The 12,347-nt window shown below is 58.5% G+C and carries 12 protein-coding genes; 8 read left to right on the top strand and 4 right to left on the bottom strand.

Annotated features, from left to right (window positions below):
* Together Q0C48_RS07150 and Q0C48_RS07145 are read right to left on the bottom strand one after the other, a co-directional pair.
* Positions 1-1,449, bottom strand: a 1,449-nt coding sequence (locus Q0C48_RS07150; protein WP_291522908.1) for a M3 family oligoendopeptidase, incomplete at its 3' end; no start/stop codon positions are given.
* A 42-nt stretch (positions 1,450-1,491) separates the two neighbouring features.
* A complete protein-coding gene (locus Q0C48_RS07145; protein WP_291522906.1) occupies positions 1,492-1,938 on the bottom strand; it encodes a DUF1841 family protein in 447 nt (148 codons plus the stop codon).
* 161 nt (positions 1,939-2,099) lie between these two features.
* On the opposite strand from Q0C48_RS07145, the gene Q0C48_RS07140 reads away from it, so the two are divergent.
* Positions 2,100-3,803 (top strand): hypothetical protein, encoded by a 1,704-nt coding sequence (locus tag Q0C48_RS07140; protein WP_291522904.1) that lies wholly within the window; start codon positions 2,100-2,102, stop codon positions 3,801-3,803.
* Positions 3,804-3,876: 73 nt separating this feature from the next.
* On the opposite strand, the gene Q0C48_RS07135 is transcribed toward Q0C48_RS07140, so the two are convergent.
* Entirely contained in the window at positions 3,877-4,446 is a 570-nt protein-coding gene (locus Q0C48_RS07135) for a 3-deoxy-D-manno-octulosonic acid transferase (protein WP_291522902.1), read from the bottom strand.
* 160 nt (positions 4,447-4,606) lie between these two features.
* On the opposite strand from Q0C48_RS07135, the gene glgA reads away from it, so the two are divergent.
* From glgA to nth, 4 genes are all read left to right on the top strand, one after another.
* Entirely contained in the window at positions 4,607-6,070 is a 1,464-nt protein-coding gene (gene glgA / locus Q0C48_RS07130; protein ID WP_291522900.1) for a glycogen synthase GlgA, read from the top strand.
* A 68-nt stretch (positions 6,071-6,138) separates the two neighbouring features.
* Complete coding sequence (locus tag Q0C48_RS07125) at positions 6,139-7,512, top strand: MBL fold metallo-hydrolase (protein ID WP_291522898.1); 1,374 nt, start codon at positions 6,139-6,141, stop codon at positions 7,510-7,512.
* A gap of 83 nt (positions 7,513-7,595) precedes the next feature.
* The gene (locus tag Q0C48_RS07120) at positions 7,596-8,012 is read left to right on the top strand and encodes a hypothetical protein (protein WP_291522896.1); all 417 of its coding nucleotides are present in this window, start codon (positions 7,596-7,598) and stop codon (positions 8,010-8,012) included.
* Between the two features lie 78 nt (positions 8,013-8,090).
* The gene (gene nth, locus Q0C48_RS07115) at positions 8,091-8,753 is read left to right on the top strand and encodes an endonuclease III (protein WP_291522894.1); all 663 of its coding nucleotides are present in this window, start codon (positions 8,091-8,093) and stop codon (positions 8,751-8,753) included.
* Between the two features lie 189 nt (positions 8,754-8,942).
* Here nth and Q0C48_RS07110 read toward each other — a convergent pair whose 3' ends face one another.
* Complete coding sequence (locus tag Q0C48_RS07110) at positions 8,943-9,098, bottom strand: DUF2784 family protein (RefSeq protein WP_291522910.1); 156 nt, start codon at positions 9,096-9,098, stop codon at positions 8,943-8,945.
* Between the two features lie 97 nt (positions 9,099-9,195).
* Between Q0C48_RS07110 and Q0C48_RS07105 the strand changes: the two genes are divergently transcribed.
* From Q0C48_RS07105 to Q0C48_RS07095, 3 genes are read left to right on the top strand one after another with little or no spacing between them, the layout of a single operon-like run.
* Positions 9,196-11,229 carry a ribonucleoside triphosphate reductase gene (locus Q0C48_RS07105; RefSeq protein ID WP_291522892.1) on the top strand — a complete coding sequence of 678 codons (2,034 nt, stop codon included), beginning with the start codon at positions 9,196-9,198 and terminating at the stop codon, positions 11,227-11,229.
* 19 nt (positions 11,230-11,248) lie between these two features.
* Entirely contained in the window at positions 11,249-11,455 is a 207-nt protein-coding gene (nrdD, locus tag Q0C48_RS07100) for an anaerobic ribonucleoside-triphosphate reductase (protein ID WP_291522890.1), read from the top strand.
* Positions 11,456-11,462: 7 nt separating this feature from the next.
* On the top strand, positions 11,463-12,185 hold the full coding sequence (locus Q0C48_RS07095) for an anaerobic ribonucleoside-triphosphate reductase activating protein (protein ID WP_291522888.1): 723 nt from the start codon (positions 11,463-11,465) through the stop codon (positions 12,183-12,185).
* Positions 12,186-12,347: the final 162 nt, after the last annotated feature.

Below are 12,347 nucleotides of genomic sequence, written 5' to 3'. Positions count from 1 at the left end.
CCCCCCCAGCCGATCCTTGCTCAGTTCGCCCTCGGCGCGGCGGGCGCCATGCATGACCACTTCAAAGCGGTGCATGGCCATCTGCCGGAACACCGTGGCAAAGGTATCCTCGATTTTGCCGCAGAGCAGGGCCAGCCGTCGCTGGGGGTCCCGCTCCTCGCGCACCAGTCGCTCGAAGGTCAGCATCTCGCCAAAGACAGAAGCCGTCTCCGCCGTGGTCAGGGGGGTATCCGCGTTCATGTGGCCCTGCTCGCGGGCGAGATACTGGTGGATACCATGTCCCAGTTCGTGGGCCACCGTCATCACATCGCGCACTGTGCCGGTATAGTTGACCATAAGATAGGGATGGACATCCGGCGTCGCCGGATGGGCGAAGGCCCCGCCCCGCTTGCCTGGCGCCAGTGCGGCATCAATCCAGCCTTCATCGAAAAAGCGCTGGCCGATAACCCCCAGTTCCGGAGAAAAATCCGTCACCGCGGCCAGCACGATACGCTGACACTCCGTCCAGTCGTAGCGCCGCTCGCCGCCTGGCAAAGGCGCATAACGGTCATAATCCATCAATGGCGACACGTTCAATAATTTGGCCTTGAGCCGGTAATAGCGGGCCACCAGCGCGTAGCGTCCAACCACGGCTTGCTCCAGCGCCTCGACCATTTTGTCGGAGATTTCGTTGCTCAGATTGCGGTCACTCAGCCAGTGGGGATAGCGGCGCAGACGGTCATCCAGGGCCTTGTCGGCGAGGATGGCGTTGAAACAGGTGGTGAGGGTATGCAAGCGCCCTTCCAGCCCCTTGCTGAGGGACTCGGCCGCATCCCGACGCAATTCCCGGTCGGGATCGGACAACAGTGTCAACACCTCCTGCTCGGTCATCTGCTTGCCGCGCAGGGGAAAGCGCATTTCCGTCAATGTCTCATCAAAAAGCCGCTCCCAGAGCGCCCGCCCTGTCACCCGCTTTTCGGACAGAATCTGCTCCTCACTCTCGCTGCGCAGGTGGTCACGATACCTCCGCCAGTTGCGCAGCAAATGCGCCCAATGCGCCAGTGCGGGGTCTGCCAGCAGGCTTTCTGCCCGGCTCTCCGCGACGGCATTCCAGGCGATATCGAAGAAGATCAGTTGATTCTGAATGGCCGTGGCCGCCTCCTCGTAGGCCTGCATGGCGGCGCCATACGCGGGCTGATCGGCGTGGGTGACGTAACTGAGATAGCGGAAGGTACCCACCCGGGCAATACGTTGGCGGATAGCCTCCAACTGGCCCACAGCCGCCGCCAACTGCGCGGCATTCAGCCCGCCCAGACCGGGGCGATAGGCTTCGGCGAAGCGCGTCGCTGCGCTATCCGCCCAGCGCATGTCTTCCGCCAGCCGCGGATCATCCACCCCGGCATAGAGATCTTCCAGACGCCAATGTACCTGCTCCGCGCCCGTCGTTGCCTGATTTACGCCCTCCACCATGCTGTTATTCTCCATCCGAGTAATGTTTGATTGGCCCGCCGTTCAGCCCGCCATCTCCGGTAAACCCAGACTATGGCGTACACAAGACAACAACCCCGCCAGTTCCGGGGCACGTCCTGCGCGTTGGGCCTGCCACATCATCTCTCCCAGACAATCCACGAAAAGATGTTCGGCGCCGGTTTCACCCAGCTTGCGGCGCGCGCTGTCGAAGAGCTCCACAATACCTGCAGGCTGTCCCAATGCCAACATCTCCTCCAGCCCTACATGCAGAGACATGTGCATATAGGGGTTACTCCGTCCCTGCTCGGGCGGAAAATCCTGTTCCAGTCCGTGCTGCGCATCGCTCAGCAGGGCATGATATTCCGGATGGCGGAGAATGACAGCGACAATCCGCGTCTGCACCCCTTCCAGCGGACGGCCCTCCTGATAGGCCCGCCAACTGTCCAGAAAGACTTGTCGATATGTTTCTCGTTTACTGCCATAAAGCATAATGATTAGCCTGTCAGAACATACCGGAAGATCATAGGCCAGACCGGCACGGGTAGGAAAGAGAGGCCCTTTGTGATAAACAGGGCAGGTCCTGGAAGTCTCACCCATCTTAATCAAAAGCACTTATCGCGACATTATTTTCAGCGGGAGATCAGCGCATCATGGCCAACGCGAATGCAGTATCGTCAGCAGCAGTAACCACCCTCAATGAACGCCAGTGGGAAGGACTCGGTAAAGTCGGTGACGCCGCCCTGCAGGTGCAGAACCTGCTGCAGATGCTGCGCGACATCCTCAACGAATTGCCGCGGGCCATCGATACCGACAAGCTCATGGAGACCATGCAGCCGTATCTGGAACAACTGCAGCGCGTCTCGGAGTCGCTGCTAATCTTCATTAAGGGCAACTCCGGTGAGGAGCCGCTGGATCGCCTGCGCAACGTGCTGAACGACGTTCAAAATGCGGAACTCGACAAGACCCTGAAGGAAGTCCTGCAACTACTCGGCAACCTGCAGCGCGCCGGCTTCTTCAGCTCCCTCTCCGCCCTCAGTGCTGAGCTCAAATGCCCCATCATCGGCGAAAATCCGGAAGACATGGTGCAGAAAATTCATGGCGCCACCGCAAGCATCCAGTACTGGATGGATAGCGCCCGGCAGGGTGTCGGCGTCGTCGGCAACATGGTCGGCCAGCTCGACCTGCCGGATCGCCTCGACGAAATTCAGGAAATGGCCGACCAGTGGATTCAGATGGCCAAGCGGGCCCAGCGCCTCATTCAGGGTGACGCCCCCAACCTGCAGGCGCGCCTGAGCGGCATGCTCGACATGGCGGAAATCCTCGGTGGGCAGATGAACATCGCCATCGGCACCCTGCGCGACACCATACCGGAAGTGCTGGAAGGCGCGGACATGAGCGGCACGCTCGCCACTATTGGTGCCGGTGGCAGCCGTTGGATGCACATCGCGCTGCGGGTCAAGACTCTGGCACGGGGCAACTCCGAAGATCTCGCTCAGCGGGTGGAGGGCTTGCTGGACCAGGTGGAGCACCTCGCCGGCTATGCCGCGAGCGCGGGCTTCTTTATTCAGGCGGGTAAAGATGGTGTGGGCGCGGTCCGCAACATCCTCAGCGACATGGACCTGCCGGAAAAGCTGGATGACCTCGCGGAAGAAGCCGAAAAGTGGCTGAAAATCGCGATGCGTGCCAAGGCGCTGGCGCAGGGTGACGCCAACAGCCTGGCGGACCGCCTCGGCGGCGTGCTGGGCATGGCGGAAACGGTTGGAGCCTCCCTGCAGGCGGCCGCCAGAGCCCTGGAGGACAAGGGTATCCATCTGCAGGAACTGATCACGCCACACGGCGATCTCAGTGTCGCCTTTGGCACCGCTGCAGACATGATGGGCGAATTCTGGCAGGACGGCACCATCCGCCACATCGTCGGCGTCGTCGGCCAGGGCGCCATGGCCTGGTTGGAAATCGCGCAAATTGCGACCAGCGCTGTAAAAGGCGACGCGGAAAGCATCAACGCACGGATTAAGGAAATTGTTCAGGGCCTGCATGATGCCCACCTGATGGACATGCTGCCTGACGTCTTCGCGCTGGTGGGTAACCTGCAGAAGGCCGGCCTGGTCGGCAAGCTGAACATGGTCATGACGCAAGTCGTCCCCATGATCCCCTCCGACGAAGTCTTTGCCAGCGGTGTGAACAAGGCGATGAAGGCGCTGGAGCAGACCAGGACCGAGATGAAGGACGAGAACAACAAGGGTGGCGGTATCTTCGGTCTGATGAAGATCTTCTTCGCCAAAGACACCCAGTTCGTGCTGAAGTTCGCCGTGCGCTTCGCCTCCATCTTCCTGAAGGCGCTGAAACAGGGCTGATTTTCTCTCGCAAAAAAGCCCCGGACCTTGCTGGTTCGGGGCTTTTTTGCGTCGCGGGGAAGGGACGCAGGTACTAAGCCCCGTGCTGTCCCCACCACACCTTTGCCTTCTCCGCTGCCGCCCTGGCCGCTGCCGGATCGTTCAGCCAGGCCTTCGCCAGATCGATAATCTCCGCATTATCTTGTGCCCATACCGCAGCGCCAGCGGCCAACAAGCCCTGACGTACCACATTATCCGGCATTTTCGGACCGAGGATGAGGGGACAACCATCGGCAATGGCTTTGCCGAGATCCACTGCACCTCCTACCAAGGTACCGCCAGGCACACAAAAATCCACACAAGCGTAGAAAGCATCGCGCTGCTCCACCGTTTCCACAAAATAGACGCGCGTTTTGATGGGCACGAAGCTGGTGAACAAACGACTATGGCGGATGGTCTGCAGATGGTATTTCAGCGCATCACGATAAACGGGTTCGTAGCGTTCTTCCCGATCTGGCGCCAGCACCATGATCCCCATCTTCGCCCGCATCAGAGAAAGAAATATCCCATAGGCCTCGGCATCTTCGCCTTCGTGCAAGTTGGGGAAATACACTACGCAACGGTTCCGGTCCCGAAACTCCTTAAAACGCTCGCACCAATCCATGCAGATCACTCCTTTGCGGGTGTTATGGGCTTTTCCATCCGCCGATGATAGGCGACACCGGCACATCATTCAAAACCTGCTGAACCCATGCATGTGTGAACCGCGCACCGCCTTTGTGTTATATTAGCAACAACGCTCTGCACAGAAGAACACACACCCTATGTTGCGAACACTTTTTGTATTCTCGGAGATGGTGCCCTACTCCAAGACCGGCGGCCTCGCGGATGTCGGCGGGGCTTTGCCCCTGGCGTTGGGGCAACTGGGCGTCGATGTTCGCGTGTTGGTGCCCTACTATGGGCGTCCGGCACTGCCGGATCTGCGCTGGTGCTGCGCCGTCAACGTGCCCTATACGGGTGAAACAGCCGAGCTGTGGTCGCTGGCAGAGCGACCACAGGTGCTTTTCCTCCGTTATCCTGCCTATTATGAGCGTGACGGCGGTCCTTACCAGGATGCGCAAGGCGAAGACTGGCCGGACAATGACCGGCGCTTTGCCCTGCTCAACCGGGTGGCCGTCGAAATCGCCCAGGGACGTGTATCGGGGCTCAATTGGCGCCCGGATATCGTCCATGCCAATGACTGGCAAACCGGACTGATACCCTACTTGCTCGATCTGGAGGCGCGGATCGGCGTAGCGCGACCCGCCGCCCTCTTCACCATCCATAATCTGGCCTATCAGGGTCGCTTTGCGCCCGGCGCCATGGCACCGCTGCACTTGCCGTCGGCGGATTTTCACTGGCTCGGGACCGAACTCTACGGGGCCTTTTCCTTTATGAAAGCGGGTCTGGCTTATAGCGACCAGATCACCACCGTCAGCCCCACCTATGCCGAGGAGATTCAGAGCAGCGCCTTCGGTATGGGACTGGATGGGCTGCTGCAAACCCGATCCGGGCATCTGTCGGGCATTCTCAATGGCATTGATGCCATCCACTGGAACCCCGGCGCGGATCCCTATCTGCCCGCGCATTATTCGCTACAAGATCGGTTCGGCAAGGCGCAGTGCAAATCGCAACTGCAGAGCAGTCTCGGCCTCTACCCCGATCCCGAGGTATTCCTCCTCGGCATGATCAGCCGCCTGGTGGAGCAGAAAGGAACGGATATGGTACTGGATATTCTCCCTGATCTGTTACGCCGCGGCATGCAGGTGGTGGTATTGGGCAGTGGCGACAAGTCTTTCGAGCGGCAACTGCTGGAGATAGCGGCGGCGTATCCGGCGCAAATGGCGACACGCATCGCCTTTGACGAAGGGCTATCCCATCACATTGAGGCCGGCGCAGATGCCTTCCTCATGCCCTCCCGCTTCGAGCCCTGCGGCCTGAACCAGATGTACAGCCTGCGCTACGGCACCTTGCCTATCGTCCACCGTACGGGCGGACTGGCTGATACGGTCACCGATGCCGACGACTTCCGCCACCCGCTGCAACGCAACGGATTTGTTTTTGACAGCCCGCAAAGCGACGCCCTGCATGGTGCCGTGCTGCGCGCGGAGGCGCTGTTCCGTCAACCGGCGCTGTGGTCACATCTGCAAGATCAGGCCATGGCGGGCGACTATAGCTGGCAGCACTCGGCACGCGCCTATCTCCAGCTTTATTACGAGGTGCTGGCGCGGCGCGCAGGTGGTCACTAAGCGCCTCCCGCTCGCCGCTGATTCGCTATACTGGGGACTAAAGGAGAACCATATGGAAATGCAATTTTATGGCGCCGCAGGGGGGGGTCACCGGATCCTGTCATTTTCTGCGCGTTGGCGATAAAAAGCTGCTCATCGACTGCGGGTTGTTTCAGGGCAGGCATGACCTGGAAGAAGAAAATCGCGCCGAGTTCGGCTTTGATGCCAAGGATATTGATTATCTGTTGCTGACCCATGCCCATCTCGATCACTGTGGGCGCATTCCCTTGCTGGTCAAACGCGGTTTTCGTGGCGAGATCATCACCACGGCAGCCAGCCGTGAGCTGGCGCGACTGGTGCTCATGGACGCAGCAGGCCTTGCGGCAGAAGAGGCGCGACGCTCTAACCGACGTCACCAGCGTCAGGGTGGAACAGAATCCGCGCCCATTTATGACATCACCGACGTCCTCGACACTATGGATCGCTTCGGACGTACCGCGGATTATGCGCAGAAAATAGAGGTCTGCCCCGGCGTCAGTGTGACCTTCGGAGATGCCGGTCATATCCTCGGTTCCGCCTGGATACTGATAGAAGTCAGTGAAGCGGGCAGGCAGCAGCGCATCGTCTACTCCGGTGATCTGGGCAACCGCGGCAAGCCGATTATCAACCCGCCCACCCCCGCACCCCAGGCGGATGTCATCGTCATGGAAACCACCTACGGCGACCGCCTGCACAAGGCTATCGGACCCTCGGTGGACGAGCTGCGCGATGCCATCCTCGACACCCTGAAACGCGGCGGCAATGCCATCATCCCCACCTTCGCCCTGGAGCGCGCCCAGGATTTACTTTATTACCTGCGCGAGATGATGAACGCCAACCAGCTCCCCGCCAACCTGCCGGTCTTTCTCGATTCGCCCATGGCCATTTCCGCCACGGAGATTTTTCGCCGTCATCCGGAATGCTTCAATCCCGACACCCGTGAAGGCCTGCAACAGGGTGCCGACCCCTTCGCCCTGCGCAACCTCCACTTCACCCGCGAAACCAGCGAATCCATGGGCATCAATCTGATCAAGGGCGGCGCCCTGATTATGGCCGGATCGGGCATGGCGACCGGGGGCCGGGTTACCCACCATCTCAAACACAATATCTGGCGCGAAGACTGCAGCGTCATCTTTGTCGGCTATGCCGCACAGGGGACGCTGGCGCGGCGCATCATCGACGGGGCGAAAACCGTACGGATATTTGGTGAAGAAATTCACGTCGCCGCCAAAATTTACACCATCGGCGGTTTCTCGGCCCATGCCGACCACGACGAACTCCTCACCTGGTACGGTGATCAAAAACCGACGCGCACGGTTCTCGTCCATGGCGAGGAAAATGGCCGGGAAGGCATCGCCAGGGTGCTGCGGGCGCGCGGCTTACAGGTGGATTGTCCGGTCATTGGTGATCGTTATTCCCTCTAAAAAAGCTTTTGCGTTGCGCCGGGACCATAAACGGCTACAATGCCCTGGAGGCTTTTACACCCGCATGCAGGAGGAGTCGCACAATGTCAGGTCATTTTCCTTTTTCCGGCAAGGCCAACCGCGTTTCGGTCTACGCCTTTTTTGAGGCCCACGACTGGAGCCTTGAAGCGCAAGAGAAGTATTTTGAAGCGTGGTACCAGTGGGCGAAAGACTACGTCATGAATGACGCCGACCTGAAAGCCGCCAAAGGCGTACTCTTCAGCAGCGACCATTTTGGAACCCATGCTGACCATGATTTCCATCTGCACGGCTACGCGGTTGCCACGCGCATGCTGGACCTCGGTGAAACCATCAAGGGGAGCATACTGCCCAAGCTGGACCACGACATGCTCCACGCCCTGGAACACGACCATGAAGAATGGATCGCTGCCGCCAATGCCGTCGCGGCAAGCCATCCCCGGCCGGAAGTGCCGGAGATTGGTCGTTATCGTCACGTCTGAAGGTGCGGCAACGGTGTCGGGTCAGGTCACGGACCTGCCTTCCGGCACCTCCATCTGCCTCCGTGGGTAATGTGCACCATGGATCCACAAAATATTCATCGCTGTTTTGCGGCCCTGCGCGCCGCCATTCCTGAACCAAAAACCGAGCTGAACTACCACTCTCCTTTTCAGCTTCTGGTCGCCGTGGTGCTCTCCGCGCAAAGTACGGACAAAGCCGTCAACGCCTGTACTCAGGCACTTTTTGCCGCGGCACCTACTCCCGACGCGATGGCGGCGCTCGGTGAAGACGGCATCAAGACCCATATTCGTCGCCTGGGGCTATTCAACGCCAAGGCCCGTCATGTGCATGCCCTGGCGCAACAACTGCTGGCCCTGCATGACGGCGAGGTGCCTGCAGACCGGAAGGCGCTGGAAGCGCTCCCCGGTGTCGGGCGTAAAACCGCCAATGTCGTCCTCAATACCCAGTTCGGGCACCCCACCATTGCGGTAGATACCCATATCTTCCGGGTAGGCAACCGGACGGGACTCGCCCCCGGTAAAACACCCCTGGCCGTCGAAAAGGCCCTGCTCGCGGCGGTACCCGCCGAATACCTGCAGGACGCCCACCACCTCCTGATCCTCCATGGCCGTTATACGTGCACGGCCAGACGGCCACACTGTGGTCACTGTCCGCTTTTCCAATGCTGCGAATGGCCGGACAAACATCAGTGGACAGCAAAATCATCCTTTCGTGGCGCTTAAAGACCGGACAGACTCCGCCACCGAGGCGAGCACATCCGCCCATATACCCGCCTCAGCCTGCCGGAACAGACGCATGGATGGGTACCGTGGGTTTAACCGGGTTTGACAGATCGCCAAGCCTGCGCCAGAGCAATGGCCGTTTACGGAATTATTCGGGCATTTGGCGGCGCCCTTGGACGGTAGGTAGCCTTACCGCTCCGCAGCTTCCTGCAGCCCGCCCTGCCAGATGGTCAGAAAGCAGGCAGTGCCCTGCAACGCCTGTGCGGCCACCACCAGGAGTGCCACGAGGTGGAGGACCCGCCACCAGAAGAGGTGGATCCACTGCCAACTGTTGACGAACCCAATATACGTGCTAAATTATCTATTGAGATGTCTATATATTGTGTTTCGGCCATCCTGAAATGCGGCGGCGCCGGTTCGGGCGCGGTCGGGAGGAGTAGCGATGAACGACCCTCTGTCAGTCCCATATTCCGACGAGTTGATCCGGCCATCGGTACTGAAGCGAAGCGGCGCGAGCGTGCCTTTCGATCCGGGTCGCATCTGCTCGGCCATCAGCCGGGCGGGACGCGCAAGCGGCGAATTTGCTGCCGGCGTTGCGGAAAGAATCACCGACGTCGTTCTGAGCGCCCTGGCGTCAAGTGCGACCCGTCGTGAACCCACCGTTGAACAGATTCAGGATCTGGTCGAACTGGCGCTGATGGACGAGGGCTTTTATCGCACCGCCCGCGCCTATATTGCCTACCGTGAACAGCATCAGAGATTGCGCGGGGATCGCCAGGCGATGGTAGATGCCATCACCTCGGTAAATGAATACCTGGATCGGGATGATTGGCGGGTCAATGCGAATGCCAACCAGGGCTATTCCCTGGGCGGCCTGATCCTGAATATTGCCGGGAAGGTCACCGCAAATTACTGGCTGAGCCATGTTTATCCCGAAAAAATCGGTGCAGCGCACCGCGAGGCCGACCTGCATATCCATGATCTCGACATGTTGGCCGGTTATTGTGCCGGATGGTCCCTCCGCACCCTTTTGCGGGAGGGTTTCAACGGCGTGCCGGGGAAAGTGGAGGCGGCGCCGCCGCGTCACCTGTCGAGCGCCGTCGGGCAAATGGTCAACTTCCTGGGCACCTTGCAGAACGAATGGGCGGGTGCACAGGCATTCAGTTCCTTTGACACCTATCTGGCACCATTCGTCCGCAAGGATGGCCTGTCCTATCAGGAAATACGTCAAAACATTCAGGAGTTCATATATAACCTGAATGTCCCTTCGCGCTGGGGCGGCCAGACACCGTTCACGAATGTCACCTTCGACTGGGTTTGCCCTGACGATCTGAAGGAACAGATTCCCGTGATCGGCGGAGAGGAGATGCCTTTCCGCTACGGCGATCTGCAGACGGAAATGGAACTGATCAACCGGGCTTATATCGAGGTTATGAGCGAGGGCGACGCCAGGGGACGGGTTTTCACTTTTCCCATACCCACCTACAACATAACATCCGATTTTCCGTGGGATTCAGCGAATGCCGAAAGACTGTTCGCCATGACCGCCAAATACGGTCTGCCCTACTTCCAGAATTTTATAAATTCCGAACTGCAGCCCAATATGGTGCGCTCCATGTGTTGCCGCCTGCAACTCGACCTGCGTGAACTGCTCAAACGCGGAAATGGCCTTTTCGGATCCTCGGAGCAGACCGGCTCCATCGGGGTGGTGACCATCAATTGTGCCAGACTGGGCTATCTCCATAAAAACGATGCGGAAGGCCTTTTCCGTCGTTTGGACGCGCTCGCCGAAATGGCGAAAGAAAGTCTGGAGATCAAACGCAAAATCATCCAACGGCAAATGGACACCGGCCTGTTCCCGTACTCCAAACGCTATCTGGGGACGTTGCGCAATCATTTCTCCACCATTGGCGTGAACGGTATCCATGAAATGATCCGCAACTTCACCGGCGACCGCGAAAACATCACCACCCCTGCGGGATACGCCATGGCCGTCCGCTTTCTCGATCATGTCAGGGAACGCATGGTGGCTTTTCAGGAAGAAACCGGCCACATGTACAACCTCGAGGCCACCCCCGCAGAAGGCACCACCTATCGTTTCGCCAAAGAGGACCGGAAGCGCTTTCCCGATATTTTACAGGCTGGTCTTCCGGACAAGCCGTACTACACCAACTCTTCGCAACTGCCCGTAGGCTTTACGGACGATCCTTTCGAGGCCATGGAGCGTCAGGAAGCGTTACAGGCAAAATACACCGGCGGGACCGTTCTTCACCTGTATATGGGGGATCGCATCTCCAGTCCGGAGACCTGCAAGCGCCTGGTGCGCCGCGCACTGGAACGTTTTCGCCTGCCCTACATTACGGTTACGCCAACTTTCTCCATCTGCCCGGTGCATGGCTATCTGTCGGGAGAACATCCGTTCTGTCCAATCTGTGATGAAGAACGACTTGCAGAAAAGCGGCGGCGTTCCGCCTGAAACGTTAAAGGAGAATATCATGTGTCCTGAAATCATGAACCAGAATCCTTTGGAAGTTGAACTGACGGATGACGAAAGACAACCCTGCGAGGTCTGGACGCGGGTTATGGGCTACCACCGGCCGACGTCTTCTTTCAATATAGGCAAGCAAGGCGAACATTCGGAGCGTAAATACTTTGTCGAGACCGGGAAGCTGGATACGGAAGTGTCGCGGTCGGTGCATTGAAGTGACGATGAGCACAGTAGTCACCACGGTGGATACCCGGTTACATACGCTACCGCCAGTAGGCGGTTTCGCGCGGTTCAGTGCGGTGGATTATCCCGGACATTTATGTGCTGTGATATATACTCAGGGCTGCCCATGCCGCTGCCGCTACTGCCATAATCCGCATCTGCAGCGAGGGTGTGGCCAGTCCGGTATATCATGGCCGGCCATCATGTCCTGGCTGGCCAACCGAGCGGGATTACTGGATGCGGTGGCGTTTTGCGGTGGCGAGCCAACCGCCCATAAATCGTTACAGGCAGCCCTTCAGCAGGTGCGGGATTCAGGATTTGGCACAGCCCTGCACACATCTGGAATATATCCTTATAATTTCTCAAATATGCTGCCTTATACCGATTGGGTTGCCTTTGATATCAAGGCACCTCTTGCCCGTTATGCTGATGTCACCGGTGTGCCGGGAAGCGGCATCCGGGTGCAGAACTCTGTCGAACGTATGTTATCCAGAAATGTTGCTTATGAAATCAGAACAACCGTACACCCGGCCATACTCGATGCTTCAGATCTTGTCACGATAGCGCGCTGGTTGAAACTCCTGGGTATTTCTAACTGGGTGTTGCAATCTTTTAACCCGGCGGGATGCGTGAATGCGGGCTTAGTTACCAGCTACGCACCAATCGACCGTGAGCTGCTTGATAAGTTGCGCGAGCACGTACAGAATATATTGGTTAGATAGGTTGTCAGCGGCGTTCATTGCGTTACCAACCATGCCAGCTATTGCTCTATATTGAACTCCTGCGCCTGTATTGTTAGGCTCCAGGCAATCTGTTCAGGATACAAATAGGGGCATTTCGAATAACAAAAATTTCACGACTTGAGAATGGAATATTCCCCTTTC

The sequence above is a fragment of the Acidithiobacillus sp. genome, assembly GCF_023255755.1.
Lineage (GTDB): Bacteria > Pseudomonadota > Gammaproteobacteria > Acidithiobacillales > Acidithiobacillaceae > Acidithiobacillus.
This window is presented reverse-complemented; position numbering and strand designations above follow the sequence as displayed.